Source organism: Umezawaea sp. (genome assembly GCF_057122925.1).
Map to the genome: position 1 here is coordinate 1 of NZ_DBNGPQ010000173.1, position 20,802 is coordinate 20,802.

General features: G+C 72.8%; 21 protein-coding genes. 9 read left to right on the forward strand and 12 right to left on the reverse strand.

The annotated features are described in order from the left end of the window. Together AC156L_RS38500 and AC156L_RS38505 are read left to right on the forward strand one after the other, a co-directional pair. Positions 1-529: DUF4240 domain-containing protein (locus AC156L_RS38500; protein WP_330873545.1), on the forward strand; the 529-nt coding region annotated here is incomplete at its 5' end. A gap of 71 nt (positions 530-600) precedes the next feature. Next, the gene (locus tag AC156L_RS38505; RefSeq protein WP_330873544.1) at positions 601-1,158 is read left to right on the forward strand and encodes a TIGR03086 family metal-binding protein; all 558 of its coding nucleotides are present in this window, start codon (positions 601-603) and stop codon (positions 1,156-1,158) included. A 49-nt stretch (positions 1,159-1,207) separates the two neighbouring features. Here the strand turns inward: AC156L_RS38505 and AC156L_RS38510 are convergent, their stop codons facing one another. Both AC156L_RS38510 and AC156L_RS38515 read right to left on the reverse strand, forming a co-directional pair. Next, positions 1,208-2,050, reverse strand: a complete 843-nt coding sequence (locus AC156L_RS38510) for an ATP-grasp domain-containing protein (RefSeq protein WP_330873543.1) — start codon at positions 2,048-2,050, stop codon at positions 1,208-1,210. Positions 2,051-2,079: 29 nt separating this feature from the next. Further along, complete coding sequence (locus AC156L_RS38515; RefSeq protein WP_330873542.1) at positions 2,080-2,919, reverse strand: DUF4082 domain-containing protein; 840 nt, start codon at positions 2,917-2,919, stop codon at positions 2,080-2,082. A gap of 177 nt (positions 2,920-3,096) precedes the next feature. Between AC156L_RS38515 and AC156L_RS38520 the strand changes: the two genes are divergently transcribed. Further along, positions 3,097-3,273, forward strand: coding sequence for a hypothetical protein (locus AC156L_RS38520; protein ID WP_330873541.1), 177 nt, complete (start codon positions 3,097-3,099; stop codon positions 3,271-3,273). Positions 3,274-3,310: 37 nt separating this feature from the next. On the opposite strand, the gene AC156L_RS38525 is transcribed toward AC156L_RS38520, so the two are convergent. The 8 genes from AC156L_RS38525 to AC156L_RS38560 form a co-directional block, all read right to left on the reverse strand. Continuing rightward, complete coding sequence (locus tag AC156L_RS38525) at positions 3,311-5,335, reverse strand: cellulose binding domain-containing protein (RefSeq protein WP_330873540.1); 2,025 nt, start codon at positions 5,333-5,335, stop codon at positions 3,311-3,313. A gap of 118 nt (positions 5,336-5,453) precedes the next feature. Then, a complete protein-coding gene (locus AC156L_RS38530) occupies positions 5,454-6,293 on the reverse strand; it encodes a DUF4082 domain-containing protein (protein ID WP_330873539.1) in 840 nt (279 codons plus the stop codon). Between the two features lie 142 nt (positions 6,294-6,435). Next, positions 6,436-7,308: a bis(hydroxyethyl) terephthalate hydrolase gene (bdeA, locus tag AC156L_RS38535; protein ID WP_484407747.1), complete on the reverse strand. Its 873-nt coding sequence runs from the start codon at positions 7,306-7,308 to the stop codon at positions 6,436-6,438. Between the two features lie 118 nt (positions 7,309-7,426). Continuing rightward, entirely contained in the window at positions 7,427-8,746 is a 1,320-nt protein-coding gene (locus AC156L_RS38540; protein WP_330873537.1) for an ABC transporter substrate-binding protein, read from the reverse strand. Next, positions 8,743-9,765, reverse strand: a complete 1,023-nt coding sequence (locus AC156L_RS38545; RefSeq protein WP_330873536.1) for a branched-chain amino acid ABC transporter permease — start codon at positions 9,763-9,765, stop codon at positions 8,743-8,745. The genes AC156L_RS38540 and AC156L_RS38545 overlap by 4 nt, the downstream gene beginning before the upstream one ends. Next, positions 9,765-10,616, reverse strand: a complete 852-nt coding sequence (locus AC156L_RS38550; RefSeq protein ID WP_330873535.1) for a branched-chain amino acid ABC transporter permease — start codon at positions 10,614-10,616, stop codon at positions 9,765-9,767. The genes AC156L_RS38545 and AC156L_RS38550 overlap by 1 nt, the downstream gene beginning before the upstream one ends. Positions 10,617-10,632: 16 nt before the next feature. Then, positions 10,633-11,340, reverse strand: a complete 708-nt coding sequence (locus tag AC156L_RS38555) for an ABC transporter ATP-binding protein (protein WP_330873534.1) — start codon at positions 11,338-11,340, stop codon at positions 10,633-10,635. Further along, positions 11,333-12,127 carry an ABC transporter ATP-binding protein gene (locus tag AC156L_RS38560; protein ID WP_330873533.1) on the reverse strand — a complete coding sequence of 265 codons (795 nt, stop codon included), beginning with the start codon at positions 12,125-12,127 and terminating at the stop codon, positions 11,333-11,335. The genes AC156L_RS38555 and AC156L_RS38560 overlap by 8 nt, the downstream gene beginning before the upstream one ends. A 163-nt stretch (positions 12,128-12,290) precedes the next feature. Here AC156L_RS38560 and AC156L_RS38565 point away from each other — a divergent pair, with 163 nt between their 5' ends. The 4 genes from AC156L_RS38565 (at position 12,291) to AC156L_RS38580 (ending at position 16,983) form a co-directional block, all read left to right on the forward strand. Then, complete coding sequence (locus AC156L_RS38565; RefSeq protein WP_330873532.1) at positions 12,291-14,960, forward strand: helix-turn-helix transcriptional regulator; 2,670 nt, start codon at positions 12,291-12,293, stop codon at positions 14,958-14,960. Between the two features lie 42 nt (positions 14,961-15,002). Continuing rightward, complete coding sequence (locus tag AC156L_RS38570) at positions 15,003-15,977, forward strand: GNAT family N-acetyltransferase (protein ID WP_330873531.1); 975 nt, start codon at positions 15,003-15,005, stop codon at positions 15,975-15,977. Positions 15,978-16,115: 138 nt separating this feature from the next. Continuing rightward, positions 16,116-16,532, forward strand: coding sequence for a hypothetical protein (locus AC156L_RS38575; RefSeq protein WP_330873530.1), 417 nt, complete (start codon positions 16,116-16,118; stop codon positions 16,530-16,532). Positions 16,533-16,620: 88 nt separating this feature from the next. Next, the gene (locus AC156L_RS38580; protein WP_330873529.1) at positions 16,621-16,983 is read left to right on the forward strand and encodes a hypothetical protein; all 363 of its coding nucleotides are present in this window, start codon (positions 16,621-16,623) and stop codon (positions 16,981-16,983) included. Here the strand turns inward: AC156L_RS38580 and AC156L_RS38585 are convergent. Together AC156L_RS38585 and AC156L_RS38590 are read right to left on the reverse strand one after the other, a co-directional pair. Next, positions 16,980-17,627, reverse strand: a complete 648-nt coding sequence (locus tag AC156L_RS38585) for a response regulator transcription factor (protein ID WP_330873528.1) — start codon at positions 17,625-17,627, stop codon at positions 16,980-16,982. The genes AC156L_RS38580 and AC156L_RS38585 overlap by 4 nt on opposite strands. Beyond that, on the reverse strand, positions 17,624-18,787 hold the full coding sequence (locus AC156L_RS38590) for a sensor histidine kinase (protein ID WP_330873527.1): 1,164 nt from the start codon (positions 18,785-18,787) through the stop codon (positions 17,624-17,626). Before AC156L_RS38590 ends, AC156L_RS38585 begins: the two co-directional genes overlap by 4 nt. Positions 18,788-18,946: 159 nt before the next feature. Here AC156L_RS38590 and AC156L_RS38595 point away from each other — a divergent pair, with 159 nt between their 5' ends. Together AC156L_RS38595 and AC156L_RS38600 are read left to right on the forward strand one after the other, a co-directional pair. Next, the gene (locus AC156L_RS38595; protein ID WP_330873526.1) at positions 18,947-19,378 is read left to right on the forward strand and encodes a hypothetical protein; all 432 of its coding nucleotides are present in this window, start codon (positions 18,947-18,949) and stop codon (positions 19,376-19,378) included. Continuing rightward, positions 19,371-20,798: a phytoene desaturase family protein gene (locus AC156L_RS38600; protein WP_330873525.1), complete on the forward strand. Its 1,428-nt coding sequence runs from the start codon at positions 19,371-19,373 to the stop codon at positions 20,796-20,798. The genes AC156L_RS38595 and AC156L_RS38600 overlap by 8 nt, the downstream gene beginning before the upstream one ends. Positions 20,799-20,802: the final 4 nt, after the last annotated feature.

A 20,802-nucleotide genomic window follows, 5' to 3' on the forward strand; every position in this document is an offset into this window, starting at 1 on the left:
CGACCAGTTCTGGGCGCTGATCGCCGCCGCCCGCGCCCGCGCGGCCGACCCCACCGATCCGGCGGCGGTCGCCGAGCAGGCGAGCGCGCTGCTCGCGACCCGTCCGCCCGCGGAGATCGTCGCCGCCCAGCAGGCGTTCTGGGACGTCATGGCCGAGTCGTACCGCAACCCGCTGTGGGCGGCGGCGTACCTGATCAACGGCGGGTGCTCCGACGACGGCTTCGACTACTTCCGCGGCTGGCTGGTCGCCCAGGGCCGCGAGGTGCACGACCGGGTGGTCGCCGACCCCGACTCCCTGGCCGACGTGCCCGCCGTCATCGCCGCCGCCCCGGACGGCGACGAGCTGGAGGGCGAGGACGTGCTCGGCATCGCGTGGAACGCCCACCTCAAGGCCACCGGCGAGCAGCTGCCGCGCGGCGCGGGCGTCATCCGCTACCCGGACCTGGACCCGGACTGGGGCTTCGACTTCGACGACGAGACCGAGATGGCCAGGAGACTGCCCCGACTCGGCGCGCTCTACCTGGACTGACCCGTCCCGCGATGACTTCCGGCCGCGGTCGCGGTCTACCCCCTGCGAGACCACGACGAAGGAGCCGTTCCATGACCGACCAGATCGACCTGACCCCCGCCGTCGCGCGGTTGACGCACCTGCTCGCGGGCGTGACCGACGACCAGCTCGCCGCCCGCACCCCGTGCACCGAGTTCACCGTCGGCGACCTGATCGACCACGTCGACGGCTTCGCCCAGGCCTTCAGCGCCGCCGCCCGCAAGGACTTCGACACGCCCACCACCCCCGACCCGGACCCCGACTGGCGCACGCGCGTCCCCGCCCGCCTGGAGGCGCTGGCCGAAGCCTGGTCGAAGCCCGACGCGTGGGAGGGCGACACCCAGGCGGGCGGCGTCACCCTCCCCGCCGAGGTCATGGGCAGGTTCGCGCTCGACGAGGTGGTCATCCACGGCTGGGACCTGGCCCGCGCCACCGGCCAACCCTTCACCTGCGACGACCGCTCGCTGGACGTCCTCGAAGCCCTGGTCGCCCCCCAACCGAACGGCGACCCCAGCGGACCCTTCGGCCCACCCGTCCCCGTGGCCGCCGACGCACCCCAGCTCGACCGCGTCGTCGCCCACACCGGCCGCGATCCGCGCTGGACCGCCTGACTCGGTTGTGGTCGACCGTTCCACCGGGCCCACCGAAGGCGAACCACCGTCACACCGCGAACAGCGCTGCCACCAACGCCTCGGGCACCATCGTGACGGGCCGGTCGCTCACCTGCCCGTCACCCAGCTCGACCACCCGCCACGCACCGTCGGCCCGCAGCGCGAAGTCCACCGTCACGAACGGCAGCCCCGCCTTCCCGACCACGGGCGCCACCACCTCCAGCGACGGCGACCCCACCACGTCGTGCGGGCTGTCCGGGTGCGGACCGGTGAGCACGCACTCGCCGCCCACCCACCACGTCCGCACCTCGGACCCCGTGAACTCCTCGAACCGGCGCAGCACGAACCCGCCGGTGAACTCGTCGTCGCGCAGCTCCAGGAACCGGGCGGCCACGGCCCACGCCGCCTCGGCGTCCGCCAGGTCGGGGATGTACGCCGCCTCGTGCCAGTGGTGCTTCACGGACTTGGTGTAGTCGCGCAACACCGCCGCACCCGCACCGAGCTCCCGTCGGGCCTCGTCGAACCCGGCCCGCCCCGGCCCCTCCGTCCACACCGACTCCGGCGTCACCGCCGCCAGGTCCGCCCACCAGCCCGGCAGCTCGTGCGCCCGCCGGTACTGCTCGGCACCCGTGCGGAGGCCGACACCGCGCCGCGCCAACGCCGAGGCGAACCCGGCGTAGTGCTCGGCGCGCAGCATCCACCCCCGGTACACCGCGTCGTCGTCCTCCGGCACCCGCCCGACCGCGCGGTCCACGGCACCGCCGCGGGCCAGCGCGTCGTGGTCGACCACCGCCACGGTGACACCGGCGTCCCGCGCGGCGCGGGCCTCCGCCGCGAAGTGCTCGTCGGGACGGGTCGGGCGCAGCGGGTCGGCCGGAACGAGCAGCAGCATGGGCCGACCCTATGCGGCCACCGGTGGGCTCACGACCGGAAGTACGGCGCGACCCAGTAGTTGCTGTCCCGCCAGGTGTCCGTGGGGAACCCGCCACCGTCGCCGTAGTGGTAGACGCCCGCGCCGCTGACCCCGTCGTGCGGCGCCGTGAACGGCGCGTGGACCACCGTGCCGGTGAAGTACCGCTCCGTCGACGCGTAACCGCCCGCGGGCGTGTGGTAGGACACCACGTAGTCCGCCCCGCCCTTCACGGGAACCGGTGGGTCGAACAGGATCCGCGTCCCCCCACCGACCTGCTCGCCCAGCAGGTCGCCCGCGCCAGACCACACCCGCGCCGTCACCGGCCCGCCGTACGCGCCGCGCAGCAGACCGATCCCGGTGACCTCGCCGTCCCGGTCGAACCTCGTCCGCATCCCCAGTTCCACGGCGTTCAGGTCCTCGTCGTCGGCCACCACCGCGGACGGCAGCGAGAAGAAGCACTCGCACCCGACCGGTGGCGGACTGCCCGCCTCGCCGACGTGAACGGTGACCGGACCGGTCTGCGAGCCGGTCGTGGACGCCGTCACCGCCCGGCTCACGATCGACAGCTCACCGACCGCCGTGGGTCTGTAGATGTAGCGCCAGTGCTCGCCGGTGCCCGCCTCGAACCACGTCGTCCCACCGTCGACGCTCAGTTCGACGGAGATGATCCCGCCCGCCTCACCGTTGTGCGCTGTCCCGGTGACCAGCAGCGGAACACCCACCTCGACGCTCGCCCCGGTCGTCGGTGTGAGCACCACCGACCGCGGCGCGTCCTCCGCGTACGCGGTGCCGGACAGGACCAATCCCACCGCGGCGACCACCGCGACCAGCCTGGACCACCAGGACATGCGCCCTCCTAGGCATCGAGGGGGCAGCCGTCCCGCCCCCTGAGGTGATCGCGGATCACCGACGGGGCGCTACGGTTGGTGCGTTCGGGCGATCAGCCGCACCCGTGTGCGCCCGGCCCCCGATCGGGGAACCGAATGCCCGACGCCCACCCGCCGACCGTGGAACGGAGACCCGCCGTGCGCCGGAACGCACCGAGGCCGCTGCTGGTGATCGCGCTGGTGCTGCTCGGCGTCCTCGCCGCCACCGCGACGCACTGGCTGGGACTGGGCGGCCCGTGGATCTACGTGGTCTGCGCGGTGGTCGCCGCGGTCGCCGTCCACCTGGTCACGAGGAACCGGCGCGACCAGGCTTGAGCGGGCGCCCCGACCGACGGCCGGGGTACCCGCCACCTCAGCCCACCGGCACCGGGTTGGCGTAGTACTCCTGCACGCGGGTGATCCAGTAGTACCCGTCGGTCGGCGCGTCCGCCGGCACCGCCGGGGTGTTGGCGGGTTGCGGCACCCCGCGCGTGGCGGTGCCGACGCCCGCCCCCATCAGGATCGCCACGACGCCCGCGTCCGCCGCCTCCTGGAAGTGCGCGCCCCACGTCACGGTGTCGCCGCTGACGGTCAGCTTCGGGTCGCGCCACTCGTTGCGGGTGAAGTACTCCAACCGGGCGCCGGTCGCGGTGAACGTGTCGCCGAAGAAGAACGTCGACGCGGAGTCCTCGCACCGCTGCGTGGAGTTCGGCAGCTCCGGGAACCGGCCGGACGCGTTGTACTCCGTCGGGCTGCTCCTGGTGGTGCCGTTGACGTGGCCGACCGGCACCTGCCACAGCACCACCGGCAGCGACAGCGCCTGGTGCAGCGTCCTCGCGAACAGCAGGTAGTTGTGCCACAGGTCGTTGTTCCAGAACCACGTGGCCCGCGCCGGGTCGGCCGCGAGGGCGGGCTCCGCGCACATCGCGTCGAGGCCGTACTTGTCGATCGACACGAACTCCGCCGCGTACCCGATGCCCGCCTCCAGCGCGAAGGCGGCGTTGGCGCGGGCGTTGTCGACGATGCGCTGCTTGCCCGCCTCGAACCCGAACGCCTCGGTGGAGTGCACGATCCCGTTGCCCGGCGCGCCGGGGGCGGCCCACAGGTTGAGCTGCCAGCCCAGGAAGCCGTGGGGCGTGTGCTTCTTGAGCGAGTGGTTCACCGCCTTGACGAACCCGGTGAGCGTGTTCGGGAAGTCCGGGTCGACGCCGCGCACCAGCGCGCCGGAGTCGTAGGCGCCGCTGGTGGCCGCGGGCATCCGGTCGGGGTCGCCGCCGTAGGCCGCCGCGTACTGCTGGAGCAGGTAGCCGAGGGTGTCCGGCTCGACCACGTACCCGACCTCGCCGGACCCCATGATGTTCGAGGCGCTCCGCGCGACCTCCCGCAGCCCGCCGAACACCTGGTTCACGTAGGCCGCGCTCTGGAGGTTCGACCACATGACGCCGGGCTGGTCGCTGTTGCCGCCCATGGCGTACACGACGAACACCGGCGTCAGCCCGTTCGCCTTGCTCTTGCCCGCCAACCGCTCCGCGCGGGCCTTCCACTCGCCGATCTGCTGGCCGCCGTTGAGGTAGAGGTACCCGTGGTCGACGTTCCGGCCCTCGGGGAAGCGCGGCCGGACGCGGTCGAAGAACCGGTCCGTGCCGTCGAAGGGCTCGTAGACCGTGCCGACCGACAGGTACGGCGGGTGCCACCCGGCGGGCGGCGTGCCACCCGCGTCGGTCTTCACGACCACGGCCGCGCTGAGGCCCGAGAGGTTCCCGGCGGTGTCCTTCGCCCGCACGGTGAAGGTGAACGCCGTGTCCGGCGCCAGCCCGTCGACGGTGGCGGTCGTGCCGCTCACCGAGGCCGCGGGCAGCCCGTCCCGGTAGACCTCGTACCCGGCGACGCCGACGTCGTCCGTGGCCGCGGCCCACTCCAGCGACACCGTGTTCGCCGTCTTCGCCGTGGACCGGGCGTTCTGCGGCGCGGAGGGCGCCGTCGTGTCGTCCGGTGTGCTGCCGTCGCACGCCTTGCCGTTCACCCGGCAGTTCGACGGCACCGCGGCGGCCCCGCCCGGCGAGCCGTTGAACCCGAACGACGCCGTCCGGCCGGGCGCGAGCGTCCCGTTCCACCCCTTGTCGACGAACGTGAACCGGTCCTCGGTCCTGGTCATCGTGGCGTCCCACGCGCTCCCGATCACCGAGCCCGGCGGCAGGTCGAACTCGACCTTCCAGCCGCTCAGCGGGGAGCTGCCCGCGTTCGTGACGGTGTACTCCCCGGAGAAGCCGGTGCCCCAGTCCGAGACCTTGCGGAACGTCGCCGACGGCCCGGCCGCGACGGCCGAGCCGGTCGCGGCCAGCAGCCCCGCCGCGACGGCCGCGGCCGTCCCCAGGGCCAACAAGGAGAACCTGCCCATCTTCCCTCGATCCGGTCGTGGCGGCGGCCAGAGTGCTCGGAAGTGTGGTCTAGACCTCTGGGGAAAGCAAGGGGCCGTGCGGGCCGCCACGGGTCCGCGGCGGCCCGCACGGCTCGGGTCACCGCTGGAAGTACGGCGCGATCCAGTAGTTGCTGTCGTGCCAGGTGTCGGTCGGGAACCCGCCGCCGACGCCGTAGCGGTAGACGCCCGCGCCGCTGACCCCGTCGTGCGGCGCGGTGAACGGCATGGACACCACGGTCCCGGTGAAGTAGTGCTCCGAGGACCGGTACCCGCCCTCGGGCGTGTAGTAGGACACCACGTAGTCCTCGTCCGCTGTCACGGGGACCGGCGTGGTCAGCATGATCCGCGACTCCGCGGTGACCTGCTCGCCCAGCAGCACCCCGGCGCTCGACCACACCCGCACGGTGATCGGCCCGGCGTAGGAGCCCCGCCGCAGCGCGACCCCGGTGATCGAGCCCGGCCGGTCGAACCGCGTCCGCATCCCCACCTCGACCGGTTCCGCGTCGGTGTCGGCGGCGGAGACCGCGTCCGGCAGCAGGAAGTAGTACAGGCCGCTGATCGGCCGCAGCGGGCCGGTGCTCCCGACGTGCACGGTCCTCGGGGCGGTCGGTTCGCCCATCCCCGCCGCCGTGGCCGCCCGGCTCACCACGGTCAGGTCACCCACCTCCGTGGGCGTGTAGACGTACCGCCAGCTCTCGGTCGTGCCCACCTCGACCCACGTCGACCCGCCGTCCACGCTCAGCTCGACGGAGGTGATCCCGCCGGTCTCACCGTTGACCGCGATGCCGGTGAACAGCACCGGCACCCCCACCGGCACGCTCGCGCCCGCTGTCGGCGTGATGACCGCCGCCACCGGTGCGTTCCGCGCGTACGCGGTTCCGAACGTGACCAGGCTCAACGCGGCGACCACCGCGACCAGCTTGGCTAACCAGGACATGCGCCCTCCCCGGACGATCGGCGGAGCGGACTCCCCGCCCCCTCTGGTGATCGTCCGCCGGGGCCGTGCCGCTACCGGGCACGCCGAGGACCGGGCCCCCGCCGCGTGCGCTCGCGGCGGGACCCCGGTCACGAGGTGGCGATCAGGAGGAGTGCGGGCAGGTGTCCCGGTACTCCGCGATCGTCAGGCTCGTCGACGGTGCCGGGCAGAGGAACTGCTCGTACCGCGTGTCGTTGTCGATGAACCGCTTGAGCCAGGAGATGCTGTACTTCGCGATCGTCGTGTTCGACGAGTTCGGCGTGAAGTGCGAGGCGCCTCGCAGTTCCAGGTACGCCTTGTCCAAAGTGGACGGCAGGGTGTTGTAGAACGGCGAGGAGTGCGACGCCACCGGCGCGATCGAGTCGCCGTCCGCGCCGATCACCAGCGTCGGCACCCGGACGTCGCCCCAGGTCTTGTCGGTGTGCCACCCGGTCAGCGGGATCGCCGCCTGGAGCGCGGGACGTTCGGCGGCGGCGCGCAGGGAGCCGCCACCACCCATCGAGTGGCCCATGACGCCGAGCCTGGTCGAGTCGATCCTGCTGCGGACCGTGCTGCGCTGGGTCAGGTGGTCCAGCGCGGCCAGCAGCTGCGAAGCGCGGCTGTCCGGCTGGTCCAGCGTGGTGATGGTGTCGATGGTGAACACCACGAAGCCCTGCGAGGCCAGGCGCGGACCCAGCCAGGAGATCGTGGACTGGGTGCCGGTGTAGCCGGGGGAGATGGCCACGGCGCCGAACGTGCCGGACGCCGTGCTGGTCGGGTAGTAGATCGTGCCGCCGCCGAAGCCGATGGCGGACAGGGACGACACCGACGTCGAGGAGGTCGCGAACGGCCCGCGGGAGGCCTCGATGCTGGAGTTCGTCGGAGCGGGGCCGCGTTCGTAGGGGTTTTCCGCGGCACTGGCAGGGGAGGCCGTGACGGTGGCGCCCAGGAGCGCCGCCGTCAGGGTCACCGTCGTGAAAACGCTGCGAAGCTGCACGTCGTTGTACACCCCGAATCGTGGAGGAGGGACGGTGCCGGTAACCCGTTGTGCCACAACGGTTGCCGGCACGTCCCATCCTGCTGCCACGATGCGGGGCTCCGCATCGGTGCAACCACTAGCCCACCAGTTTGACCTCCTGCGGGGTCGGCCGCTTCTCGTCGTACGCCTTCACCTCGCCGGTCTCCCGGTCGGTGACCTTGGCCTCCTGCAACGTCTTCACGCTGCCGTCGGCCTCGATCCGGAACACCAGCGCGCCGGTGTAGCCCGCGTGGCTGTCCTTGCCGAAGGCGAACGGCGTGAGCCCCGGCCCCTTCAGCTCACCGGACGACATGGCGTCCATGATCTTCTGCCGGGTCAGGTCCTTGCCCGCGGCCTTGAGGGCCTGGCCGAACGTGTACGCCATCACCATCCCGTAGACCAGCGTGTCGGTGAACGCCTCCTGCGGGATGTACTTGCCGTGGATCTCCTTGAACAGCGCCGTCCACGGGTCGTCCTCACCGCGCACGCTCGGCAGGTAGCGGGTGCCGATGATGCCGGTCAGCAGCGCCCCGCCGGACACCTGCGTGCCGCCCTGCTTCGCGAACTGCTCGACCAGGCCGGTCAACGTCGCCGGGTCGGCGCCGATGCTGCTCACCACGAGCTGCGGCTTGTAGCCGATCTTCAACGAGGTCAGGATCGTCAGCGCGGTGAACGCCGGGATGCACTCGCACACCACGACCTCGGCGCCCGCCGCCTGCAACGCCGAGACCTGCGGCGTCACGTCGGTGTTGGCCGGGTCGTAGGTCTTGCGGTCGACGATCTGGTCCTTGATGTACTGGTCGAGGCCCTTCTGCGTGTCGGTGCCGATGTCGTCGTTCTGCACCAGCAGGCCGACCTTCTTGCCCGCCAGGTTGTCCCTGATGTACTGGCCCTGGATCTTGCCCTCGCGGGTGTAGTCCACCTGGTAGCCGAAGGTGTTGGGGTGCTTGTCCGGCGCGTCCCACATCAGCGCGCCCGAGGACACCAGCAGGTCCGGCACGCCCTCGGAGGTGAGGTAGTCCAGCACCTTCGAGTGCGTCGGGGTGCCGAGCCCGCCGACCAGCGCGAAGACCTTCTCCTCCAGCACCAGCTTCTTGACGACCTCGACCGTCTTGGTCGGGTTGTAGCCGTCGTCCTCGACCTTGTAGGTGATCTTGCGGCCGTTGATGCCGCCGCCGTCGTTGATGTAGTCGAAGACGGCCCTCGCGCCCACGGAGATCTTGCTGTAGCCCGGCGCGGCAGGCCCGGTCAGCGGCTGGTGCGTGCCGATGACGACCTCGGTGTCGGTGACCCCCGGAGCGGGTTCGCCGTTCTGGGAGCCGCCGCTGCCCGTGGGCGTCTCACCCGCTCCGCCGCAGGCGGCGAGCACCAGCGCGGAGGCCAGCACGATCGCGGTGGCGGATCGACTGCTTCTCATAGTTCTCCTCGTTGAGAAGGGGCCGGGCGTCGCACCCGGACCCACAGCTTGCGCAGGCCGCCCTGGATCCCCGCCGGGAAGGCGAGGACGATCACGATGAGCACCACGCCGTACAGGGCGAGCGGGAGGTTGTCGGAGATGTCGCTGCGCAGGCTCAGCACCTCGGCCAGGTCGTCGGTCCACACCTGGAAGTAGACGAGCGCGATGGCGCCCCACAGCGCGCCCCACAGGCTGCCCAGCCCGCCGAGCACCAGCGCCGCCAGCAGGCTCAGCGACAGCGCCACGGTGAACGAGCCGGGCGCGGCCGTGCCGAGCAGGAACGCCTGGAGGCCACCGGCCAGTCCGCCGCACGCCGAGCTCACCAGGAACGCCAGGATCTTCGTCCGTCCCACGTGGACACCCGCCAGGGAGGCGGCGACCTCGTCGTCGCGCACCGCCCGCAGAGTCCGGCCGAGCTTGCCGCGCGCCAGGTTCGCCAGCACGACCAGCGCCAGCAGCACCGCCAGCCACACGATCCAGGCCTGCCACCGGGTCGACGGGATCGTCCCGACGAGCCCGGCGGGCTGGCTGTTGACCGTGAAGCTCAACCCGTTGCTGCCCGCGAGCAGCTCCGGGAACCGCTGCGTCACGGCGGGCAGGCCCACGGCCAGCGCGAGAGTGGCACCGGCCAGGTACGGGCCGCGCAACCGGGCCGCCGCGGCGCCCGCCAGCAGTCCGGCGACACCGCCCGCGACCGTCGCCAGCAGCAGGTCGGCCCAGATCGGGAACGCGGGCACCCGCTTCACCAGCAGCGCGACCGTGTAGGCGCCGATGAACATGAAGGCGCCGTGCCCCAGCGAGACCTGGCCGTTGAACCCGGTCAGCAGCGCCAGCCCGGCCACCGCGATCAGGTAGTAGCCGACGGTCGCGATCCGCAGGTTCGTGAACGGGTCCGTGGCGAAGGTGAGCAGGACCAGCAGAACCAGGGCGCCCACCGCCGCCAGCAGGTGGACGACGACCGGGGGGAGTTTGTTCAGCATCAGACCCGCCTCGCCGTAGCTCGACCGAACAGACCGGCGGGCCGCACCGCCAGCACCGAGACCAGGATCGCCAGCGCCGCCAACGGCACCAGTTCGGGGCCCAGCAGGCCGGACACGTACGACAGCCCGATCCCGAGGGCCAGGCCACCGATGATCGTGCCCAGCGGGTTGTCCAGCCCGCCCAGCACCGCCGCGGTCAACGCGAACACGAACACCTCGTCCAACGTGGTCGGGGAGATGAACGGGGGGACGGCCAGCATCCCGGCCAGCGAGCCCACGGCCGAGGCCAGGCCCCAGCCGATGGTCAGCATCACGCCGACCCGGACCCCCAGCAGCCGCGCCACCTCGGGGTTGAACGCCGCCGCCCGCATCCGCAGGCCCAGCGACGTGAACTTGAACAGCAGCAGCACGCCCGCCGCCGTCACGACGACGGCCAGCACGGCGAACAGGTCGGCGGCGGAGAACCGGCCGCGGAAGTCGAACGCGTAGGAGAACGCGTGCGGCTCGTTGGACCAGATCATCCCCGACACCGCCTGGAGCACCAGCAGCAGCCCGAGCGTCGCGATGATCGCGCTCAGCTCGCCCGCGTCGCGCAGCGGCCGGATCAGCAGCCGCTCCACCGCGAGCCCCAGCAGCGTGCCCACCACGATCGCCGCGGCGAACCCCAGCCAGTAGCTGCCGGTGCCCTTGGTGACGGAGTAGGCGATGTAGGCGGAGATCAGCGCGAGCGCGGGCTGGGCGAAGTTCACCACGCGCGTGGCGCGGTAGATGATCACCAGCGACAGGCCCAGCGCGGCGTAGACCGCCCCGCTGGACAGGCCTGCCAGCGTCAGGTTGACGAACGTCGTCATCGGCCTCCCTTTCCGATCAGAAGCCGAGGTAGGCGTGGCGGAGCTGGTCGTCGGCGAGCAGCGTCGCGGCGTCGTCGGACGCCACCACCTCGCCGAGCCCCAGCACGAACCCGTGGTCGGAGATGGACAGCGCGCTGCGCGCGTTCTGCTCGACCAGCAGCACGGTCAACCCGGTGTCGGCGCGCAGGTCGCGCAGCACCGCCATGATCCTCGCGGCCACCAGCGGCGCCAGCCCGAGCGACGGCTCGTCCAGCAGCAGCAGCCGGGGTCTGCCCATCAGCCCGCGGCCGATGGCGAGCATCTGCCGCTCACCGCCGGACAGCGTTCCCGCGGGCTTGCCGCGCCGGGGGACCAGCGGGGGGAACAGCTCCAGCACCTCGTCCAGCGCCTTCGCGCGGTCCGCGCGGTCGGACCGCCACAGCGCCCCGAGCCGCAGGTTCTCCTCCACGGTCAGCTCGGGGATCACCCCGCCGCCCTCGGGCACGTGCGCGACGCCGAACCGCGCGATGGCGTCGGTCGGCATCGCCGTGATGTCCCGGCCGAACGCGGTGACGCGCCCCGAACCGGCCCGCACCAGGCCGCTGATCACCCGCAGCAGCGTCGTCTTGCCCGCGCCGTTGGCCCCGAGGATGGCGGTGATGCTGCCCTCCTCCACCTTCAGGCTCACGTCCGACAGCGCCCGCACCAGCCCGTAGTGGGCGGTCACGCCCTCGATCTCAAGCACTGGGCAGCTCCTCTGGTGCGGTGCCGAGGTACGCGTCGGCGACGGCGGGGTCGGCGCGCACCTCGTCGGGGGTGCCGGAGGCGATGACCTCGCCGAAGTCGAGCACCACCACCTCGTCGCACACCCGCATCACCAGGTCCATGTGGTGCTCCACCAGCACGACCGCCGTCTTCTCGGTCAGCCCCTGGATGCGGTCGGCCAGCTCGTCCATCTCACCGCTGGACAGGCCGCTCGCGGGTTCGTCGAGCATCAGCAGCTCGGGCTCGGACACCAGCGCGCGGGCCAGCGCCACGCGCTTGCGCACGCCGTAGGGGAGGGCGCCGGGGTGCAGGTGGGCCACGTGGGCGACGTCGAGCTCGGTCAGCACGGCCATCGACCGGTCCCGCAGGTCGCGCTCGTCCCGCGCCGACCTGCCCGTGCCCAGCAGCGAGGCCAGCGCGCCCGTGCGAGCCAGCCTGCCCGCACCGGTCATCACGTTCTCCAGCACCGTGAGACCGCCGAACAGGCCGAGTCCCTGTAGTGTTCGGGCGATCCCGAGCCCCGCGAGCTGGTCGGGCCGGTGCTTGCGCAGCGGTTCGTCCTTCCACCGCAGTTCGCCGGTCTCCGGTCGGATGAAGCCGCACACGACGTTGAACAGCGTCGTCTTGCCCGCTCCGTTGGGTCCGATGACGCCGACGACGGTCCGCGGTCGGATGGTCAGGGAGACCTCGCTCAGGGCCACCAGTCCGCCGAACCGGACCGTGACACCGCCTACATCCAGCAACTTCTCGTGGGAAGTGATCGTCATTGGTCTCGATTCCCGGACGGTGGTGATTCGCAGCAGTCTGGGCGGATCACCCGTGCGCGGCATCGGTGGAACCACCAGTCGTGGGCCCTCAAAACTAACGTTGATAGGTAAATTCGGGCAGAGCCCTTCCCCATCTCGTCACACGCGCGCAACACTGTCCGCTATGGCGCCCGAGGTCGTTTTGCGTGGACGGCAGCAGGAGCGCGCGGCCGTTCGGGAGCTGCTCGACACCACGCGGGCCGGGCGCGGATCGGCCCTGGTCGTGACGGGTGGGCTCGGGTCGGGCAAGACCGCGCTGCTGCGCCTGGCGCGCACCGCCGACTTCCGCGTGCTGACCGCGCACGGCGTGCCGGACGAGACCGACCTGGAGCTCGCGGGCCTGCACCGGCTCCTGCACCCGCTGGCCGACCGCCTCCCCGAGGCGCTGCGGATCGCGGTCGGACTCGCGCCCGGCGCCACCCCGCGCCGCACGTTCGCCCTGCACGCCGAGGTCCACCGGCTGCTGTGCGACCTGGCCACCCAGCGCCCGGTGCTCGTGCTCGTCGACGACGCCGGACTGCTCGACCGCCCGTCGCTGGACGCACTGGCGTTCCTCGCCCGCCGCGTCGCCGACCACCGCCTCGCCGTGCTGTTCGCGCTGGAACCCCACCGCGGCGACAACCCCCTCACCGGCCTGCCCGTGCTGCCCCTGAGGCCGCTCGACGACCCCGCCGCGATGGCCCTGCTCGCCGACCACAACCCCCTCGGCGTGTCGGAGGACTTCGCCGAGGACGTGCTCGACCGCGCGGGCGGCAACCCCCTCGCGCTGGTCGAACTCGCGCGCACCGGCGAACTGCCGCCCGACAGCGTGCTGCGCGCCCGCCTGCGGACCCGGTTCCGGGCGCTGTCACCGGACGCGCGGCGGCTCGTCCTGCTGGCCGTGGCCGACGAGGACCTCGAACTCGACACCGTCGTGCACGCCGAGCTGGAGCTGGACCCGCTGGAGGAGGCCCGCGACAGCGGCCTGCTCGTGCTGCGCGGCGAGCACGTCGCCGTGTCGACCGGCCTCACCCGGTCCGTGCTGGCCACCGAGGTGCCGATCAGCGAGCACCGCCGGGCGCACGAACTGCTCGTGGGCGTCCTGGACCCCGACCAGCACCGGTCGCGGTGGCTGTGGCACCACGCGGCGATGAGCCGGGGCGCGACCGACGGGCAGGCCGCCGAACTCGCCGCCGCGGCCGAGCGGGCCAGGCGCTCCGGCGACTACGGCGCGTCCTCCCAGGCCTACCAGCGCGCCGCCGCGCTCACCCGGTTACCGGAGGCCAGGGCGGGCCACCTGATCGCCGCCGCGGCCGACCACTGGTCGGTCGGCAGGCCGCGCCGGTCGCGGGCGATGCTCCGCGAGGCCCGCGCCCACACCCGCGGCCGGGAGCTGCGCGGCATGGCGGAGTTCGTGCGCGGCGGCATCGAACTCGGCGACGGCGTCCCCGGCTCGGCCGTCCGGAGCCTGCTGAAGGCGTCGGACGACCTGCTCGACTCCAACCGCACCCTCGCCATCACCGCGCTGGTCTTCGCCGCCGAGGCGGGCAGCATCGCGGGCGACCAGGCCGACCACGCCGCGACCGCCGCCCGTGCCGCGAGCCTGCGCCTGCCGGACGAACCGCCCGTGACCCAGCTGATGCTCGACCACCTCGAAGGCATGGCCGCCACGTTCGCGGGCCGCCACCGGGTCGCCATGCCCGCGCTGGACCGGGCCACGCGGCTCGCCACGGGCCTGTCCGACCCCCGGTCGAAGATCTGGGGCAGCCAGGCCGCCTACGTGCTCGGCCACGCCACCCGCTCGCTGGAGCTGGCCACCCAGGCCGTGGCCGCCGCGCGGGACAGCGGCATGGTCTCGCTCGTGCCGTGGGCGCTGGTCTACCGGTCGCTCGCGGCACTGCTGCTGGACCAGCACTCCATCGCGCTGGACAGCTCGCTGGAGGGCGTCCGCGAGGCGACCGCGATGGGGCAGCCCAACACCGTGGTCGACCACCTGACGATCCTGGCGCTGATGGCGGCGTTGCAGGGCAACAAGGCCACCGCCGTGCACCGCCTGCACCTGGCCGCCGCCGACGTCGCCCGGCGCGGGCTCGGCAGGCCGAGCACGTTCAGCTCGTGGGCGCTCGCGTGCGTGGACCTGGTCGACGACCGTCCCGTGGACGCGCTCAACCGGCTGCGGCTGCTGGCCGTCGGCACCGGCCGCGTCCACCCGGGCATCAAGGTGATGACCGCGCCGCACTTCGTGGAGGCGGCGGTGGCGTGCGGCCAGCAGGCCAAGGCCGCCAACGTGCTGCGCCAGTACGAGGGCTGGGCGATCAGCACCGGCTGCCCCGCCAGGCTCGCGCTGTCGCACCGGTCCCGCGCCCTGCTCGCCGGCGCCGAACCCGTGGCGGACGACCACTTCCGCGAGGCCATCCGCCTGCACCGCGCGGGCGGCACCCCGATGGAACTGGCCAAGACCGAGCTGTTCTACGGCCACCGCCTCCGCCGCAGCCGCCAACCCAAGGCCGCGCGCGAACACCTCCGCGACGCCCTGAAGATCTTCCAGCAGTACGACTCCGAGCACTTCGTCAACCGCGTCCGCGCCGAACTGCGCGCCTCCGGCGACACCATCGTCCCCACCCGCACCGCCCCCAGCACCGACCTGACCCCGCAGCAGTCCCAGATCGCCAGGCTGGTCGCCGAGGGCGCCACCAACCGAGAGATCGCCGCGCAGCTGTTCATCAGCCACCGCACCGTCGAACACCACCTGCGCAACATCTTCGCCCGCCTGGAGGTCCGCTCGCGCGTGGAACTGACCCGCCTGCTCGGCTGAACCCGCTGGACGCCGCGCCGCCCGGTTCCCCACCGCGCCGCGATGTTCGGCTACGAGTGGCGCGGCCACTTCGACAACGCCGCCGTCAACGCCCTGCACGCCGAGGGTTTCGACCACCGGGTCCTCGACGACGACTGGTGGACGCAGGTGAACCGGCACAGCCTCGGCTGGGTCTGCGCGAAGCGGGAGGACGACCTGGTCGGGTTCGTCAACGTCGCGTGGGACGGCGCGATCCACGCGTTCATCCTCGACACCCTGGTCGCCACGGCGGTGCGGCGCCGGGGAGTGGGCCGCCAGCTCGTCGCCCACGCCGCCGGCCACGCCCGCGCCGCCGGGTGCGAGTGGCCGCACGTCGACCTCGCCGACCACCTCGAACCGTTCTACCTCGACACCTGCGGCTTCCGCCCGAGGAAGGCGGGCTTGATCGCGCTGCGAGCCGGCCGTCACGGGCGCCCCGCTATGGTCGTCACCCGCTCAGGCACCTGGAGGACCCGCATGCCGTCGACCGTTCGAGACGCCCTGGCCGCGCTCGCCGCACTGCTCGCGCCCGGCGAGCACGACGTGGCCGACCGCGTGACGAGCGCCCACGACGACCCCGAGGCCTACCTGCGGGCGCACGCCGACCAGCTCGACGAGCGCGGCGTCGACGAACCGGTCCCCACCTTGGCGTGGATCGCCCTCGTGGACGCGCTCGCCGACCGCGACCTGCTCGCCGAGGTCGACTGGAAGGAGGACCCGCGGGAGGTCGTCGACCGGTTGCGGACCCTCCGGTCCACCCCGGCGAACGCGGGGGCCTGGATCTGGCTGGAGGACACCGACATCCACGTCGCCACCCACGACTTCCTCGAACTGGCGGGCACCCGGCTGCGCGAGGCGGGCACGGCCCTCGCCGTCCTCGACATCGAGTCGGACTGCTACCCGCTGGTGCTGCTGCCCGCCGGCCGCGGTCGCGACCTCGTCGACCTGGCCACCGCGGCGGGGTTCACCGCGGACGTGCTCGGCGCCGCGCGGAGCTGACGCGGGAGGGCGTGACCTCGACAAGGAGCGCGCGGTCGTCCATGCTCGTGATCTCCCCCGGCACGACCCCCATGATCGACACACCCGTCGAGTCGTGGAAGTGTTGCGGAGGAAGCCGAACGAAGCACGGAGGGTCCGGTGGAAGAGTCCGCCCAGTGGCACGCCGAGGAGGTCGTGCTGAAGCTGATCGCGGTCGCCAGTCGTTCCAGCACCATCTGCTTCCTGGCCGCGGTCTGGTCGATCATCGCGCCCCTGGCGTTCGACCGCTCGGTCATCAGCGAGGACCTCGCCGGGTTCTGGGTGGTCGTGTCGATCGGCGGCGGGGTGCTGGTGCTGTCCATGGTCCGCGCGATGGCGCCGCTGGACGCCCCGTGGCTGAGCGTCGTCACGGCCGTACTGGGCATCTGGTCGATCGGCCAGACCCTGCGCAGCTACAGCCTCACCGACGGCATGCCGATCGCGATCAGCGGGATCGTCGTCGGGTCGGCGATCATCGCCGCCTCCGCGACCAGCGCCGCCGCGACGTACCGGGCCCAGCGGATAACGGCGGGATAACGTTCGCCCGTCTCGATGAGCCGACCTTCAGCCCCGTCCGTACACCCACCCGTTGGCGTCCATCGGTTCCCACCGGGGGAGGACTGGCGTGGTGATCCTTCGAGTCGTGCGAGCGGCGGTGCTCACCGGGTTCCTGGCCGCCGCCTTCCTGCTGCTGGTCGTCGTCGGCAGCGCCGTCGCCACCGACGGCGTCGCCGTGTCCCCCTCCTGCACCGCACCGCTGACGCAGTGCGTCCCCGCCAGGATCACCCTCGTCGGGGACGCCACCGTCCTGGCCGCGCAGACCGAGACCACCCGGGCCCCGGCGCAGAACACCGGCTCCGTGGTGCAGAAGACCGGACCGGCCGCCGCCGCCACCGCGCGCACCATCGACATCATCGTCGTGGCGAGCCTCGCCGCCCTCGCCCTGTGGGTGTGGGTCCGCAACGCCTCCACCCGCAAGGGCCACTAGGACGTCCGGATCCCCGCGGCGTAGGCCAGCAGCGCCAGCCGAACCCTGTTGTCCGCGCCCGTCTTCGTCAGCAGCGACCCGACGTGCGTCTTCACCGTGGTCACGCCCAGGTGCAGCCGCTCGGCGATGTCGGCGTTGCTCAACCCGTGCGACAGCAGCACCAGCACGTCCCGCTCACGAGGCGTCAACGGCGGCAGCACCTCCTCCCGAGCGGCGGGCCGGTGCCGTCCGGCCGCCCGGCTGACCACCCGCCGCAGCACGGCCGGGCTGAACGGCGGCTCGCCCGCAGCCGCCCGGTGGATCGCCGCCAGCAGCTCCTCGGGCGCGGAGTCCTTGAGCAGGAACCCGTACGCGCCGACCGCCAGCGCCCCGTAGAGGTGCTCGTCGTCGTCGAACGTCGTGACCACCACGACCCTCGTCCGCGGGTGCCGTTCGAGGATGCGCGCGGTGGCGGTGACACCGTCCACACCCGGCATCCGCAGGTCCATCAGCACGACGTCCGGGCGGTGCTCGTCCACGACCCGCACCGCCTCGTGCCCGTTGGCCGCCTCGGCCACGGTCTCCACGTCCGGCGCGGAGTCGCAGAGGATCCGCAGCCCCGCGCGGACCAGGCGCTGGTCGTCGACCAGCACGACGCGGATCACCGGTGCGCCCCCGAACCCGCTCGCGGGAGCCGCGCCGCGACGTGCCAACCCGTCGGTGTCGGACCGGCGCTGAAGGTGCCGCCGAGCACCGTGACCCGCTCGGCCATGCCGATCAGCCCGTGCCCCGGCCGACCGCCCGCGCACGGGCGCGCGGCACCGTCGTTGGACACCCCGATCTCGACGTGGTCGGCGGTCCCGCGCACGTCGACCTCCACGGCTGCGCCCGCGGGGGCGTGGCGCATCACGTTGGTCAGCGACTCCTGCACGATCCGCAGCACGGCCAGCCGCCGCACCGAGTCCAGACCGCCACCCCGCTCGGTGATGGCGCCGGTGACGTCGAACCCCGCCCGCTCGCACCGCTCGACCGCCTGCCGCAGCGCCGGGTCCAGGGCGTCCGGACCGAGCAGCGCGGTGTCCGACGCGCCGGGGGCCCGCAGCACCGACACCAGGTCGCGCAGGTCCTGGAGCGCGTCGGAGCCCGTCGCGTGCACGTCGTCCAGCGCCGCCCGGTAGGCGTCGACGTCCGGGGGCACGTGCCGGGCCACACCGACGCGCAGCACGATGCTGGACACGTGGTGGGCCACCAGGTCGTGCAGCTCGCGGGCGATCGACGTGCGCTCGGCCTCCCGCGCCGCGCGGACCTCGGCGTCCCTGATGCGCGCGGCGTCGAGACCCTCCCGGCGGTAGCGCCCGGCCAGCTCCCGCGACGACCGCAGGTGCCGCCCGACCAGCACCGGGAACCCCACCATGATGAGCACCCGCAGCACCGTGGGCACCGGTTCGGCACCGGGCTGCGAGGCCAGGTAGAACAACCCCACCGCGCACGCCGCGGTGGTCCCGCACGCCAGCCGCGGCAGCCACGGCCGTCTCATCGCGAGTTCACCCAGCGCGAGCCCGGCCAGCAGCTGCGCGATGCCGATGCTCGCGGGGCTCACGACCACGGCCAGCGCCAGCAGCCCCGACTCGGCGAGGCTCACGGCCAGCGGCCACCGGTCGCCCAGGACGACCAGCGCGCTGCCCACCAGCGTCACCGCCCACACCACCGGCGTCAGCGTGCCCCGCGGCTCGAACAGGAAGAACAGCGCGACCGGCGCCAGCGCGAGCGGGCCGAAGCGGATCGCCCACCGCACGCCGGCGGGCCAGGTCGAGTCCTCCGTCACAACACCCGAGCCTAGGTACTCCGACGGACCTCCGCCTCCTCCCGAGGGAGGAGGTGCCTCCTCCCGAAGGCTCGACGATCGGACCGGTGGGACGGTCCGCGCGGGTCCTCCGCTCACCACGATGGGCACCGCGACGTCCCCACCAACCCTGGAGGTCCCGTGATCTGGACCCGCCCCAAGTCCAAGGCGGTCCTCGCCGTCCGACTCCTCGTGGCCGCCGTGTTCCTCGCCTACGGCAGCGTGAAGCTGCTGGGCGGCCAGTACCACTACGGCGACTGGACCATCTCGAAGTCCACAGTGGACGGCACCTCGCTCGTGTGGGCCTTCTACGGCTACTCCCCGTTCTACGGCCGGGTCACGGGGCTGTTCGAGTTCATCCCCGCCGCCATGCTCCTGTTCCGCCGCACCACCTTCGTCGGCGCGGCGGCGCTGTTCGCGGTCGGCCTCAACATCACCCTGATGGACTTCGCGTTCGACTACCCGTTCGTGAAGTACCTGGCCGCCTGCTACACGATCCTGTGCGCGGTACTGGTCCTGCACGACAAGCCGAAGCTGACCGCCGTGCTCCGCGATCCGGCCGCCGATGCGTGACACGACGACCGCCGTCGTGGTCGGCTCCGGCCCCAACGGGCTCGCGGCGGCCGTGGCGCTGGCGGGGCGCGGGGCGGCGGTGACGGTGCTGGAGGCCGCGGACCGCGTCGGCGGCGGCACCAGGACGACCGAGAAGCTGGTCGCGGGCACGCTGCACGACGAGTGCTCCGCGGTGCACCCGATGGCCGCGCTCTCCCCGTTCCTGCGCGGACTGAGCCTGGAACGCCACGGCCTGCGGTGGCGCCACCCGGACGTGCTGGTCGCCCACCCGCTCGACGACGGGACCTGCGGAGCGCTGCACCGCTCGCTCGACACCACCGCGGCCGGACTGTCCGAACACGACGGGAAGCGGTGGCGCCAACTCTTCGGCCCCTTGGCCGACCGCGTCGAGCACACCGCCCCGGACCTGCTGGGCCCGCTGCTGCGCGTGCCCGGCAGACCCCTGGACGTGGCGAGATTCGGCCTGCGCGCCCTCCCACCCGCCGCCCTGCTGCGCAGGACGTGGACCGACGACACGACACAGAGCCTGTTCCTGGGCATCGCCGCCCACGTCATGCACGACCTCAACCGCCCGCTCACGTCCTCCGTCGCGGCCGTGCTGATCGCCGCGGGCCACCGAGTCGGCTGGCCCGTCGCCGAGGGCGGATCACGGGCGATCACCGACGCGCTGGCCCGGTTGCTGCTGGAACGAGGCGGCCGGATCACCACCTCCCACCCCGTCACCTCCCTCACCGACCTGCCCCGCGCCGACCTGGTCCTGTTCGACACGTCACCGAGCGGCGCGGCGGCCATCCTCGGCGACCACCTACCAGCAGGAGTGCGGCGGGCCTACCGGCGCTGGCGCCACGGCAGCGGCGCCTTCAAGGTCGACTTCGCCGTCCGCGACGGAGTGCCCTGGACAGCCGAGGCGTGCCGACGAGCCGGAACGGTGCACCTGGGCGGCAGCCCTCAAGAGGTCATCGACACGGCCAGGGCGGTGCACCGCGGCACCCTGCCGGACACCCCGTTCGTCCTGGTAGGCCAGCAGTACCTGGCCGACCCCACCAGATCCGCCGGGAACATCCACCCCATCTGGGCCTACGCCCACGTTCCCCACGCCTGCGCCGACGACGTCACCCAGGCGATCATCAACCAGGTGGAGCGCTTCGCCCCCGGCTTCTCCACCAGGATCGTGGCCGGCTCGACCAGGTCCACCAGCGACCTGGCAGCCGGCAACCCGAACTACGTGGGCGGCGACATCCTCACCGGCGCCAACACCCCGTGGCAGATGGTCGCACGCCCAAGACCCACCCCAAACCCCTACTACACCGGCGTTCCAGGCATGTACCTGTGCTCAGCCGCCACCCCGCCAGGCGCGGGCGTGCACGGCATGAGCGGCTACCACGCCGCCGAACAAGCCTGGAAAGCCCACCACCGCTGACCCG

Coding starts and splice junctions, on each gene's coding strand:
- AC156L_RS38505 (WP_330873544.1), top strand. CDS start 601: ATGACCGACCAGATCGACCTGACCCCCGCCGTCGCGCGGTTGACGCAC.
- AC156L_RS38510 (WP_330873543.1), bottom strand. CDS start 2,050: ATGCTGCTGCTCGTTCCGGCCGACCCGCTGCGCCCGACCCGTCCCGAC.
- AC156L_RS38515 (WP_330873542.1), bottom strand. CDS start 2,919: ATGTCCTGGTGGTCCAGGCTGGTCGCGGTGGTCGCCGCGGTGGGATTG.
- AC156L_RS38525 (WP_330873540.1), bottom strand. CDS start 5,335: ATGGGCAGGTTCTCCTTGTTGGCCCTGGGGACGGCCGCGGCCGTCGCG.
- AC156L_RS38530 (WP_330873539.1), bottom strand. CDS start 6,293: ATGTCCTGGTTAGCCAAGCTGGTCGCGGTGGTCGCCGCGTTGAGCCTG.
- AC156L_RS38540 (WP_330873537.1), bottom strand. CDS start 8,746: ATGAGAAGCAGTCGATCCGCCACCGCGATCGTGCTGGCCTCCGCGCTG.
- AC156L_RS38545 (WP_330873536.1), bottom strand. CDS start 9,765: ATGCTGAACAAACTCCCCCCGGTCGTCGTCCACCTGCTGGCGGCGGTG.
- AC156L_RS38550 (WP_330873535.1), bottom strand. CDS start 10,616: ATGACGACGTTCGTCAACCTGACGCTGGCAGGCCTGTCCAGCGGGGCG.
- AC156L_RS38560 (WP_330873533.1), bottom strand. CDS start 12,127: ATGACGATCACTTCCCACGAGAAGTTGCTGGATGTAGGCGGTGTCACG.
- AC156L_RS38565 (WP_330873532.1), top strand. CDS start 12,291: ATGGCGCCCGAGGTCGTTTTGCGTGGACGGCAGCAGGAGCGCGCGGCC.
- AC156L_RS38570 (WP_330873531.1), top strand. CDS start 15,003: ATGTTCGGCTACGAGTGGCGCGGCCACTTCGACAACGCCGCCGTCAAC.
- AC156L_RS38600 (WP_330873525.1), top strand. CDS start 19,371: ATGCGTGACACGACGACCGCCGTCGTGGTCGGCTCCGGCCCCAACGGG.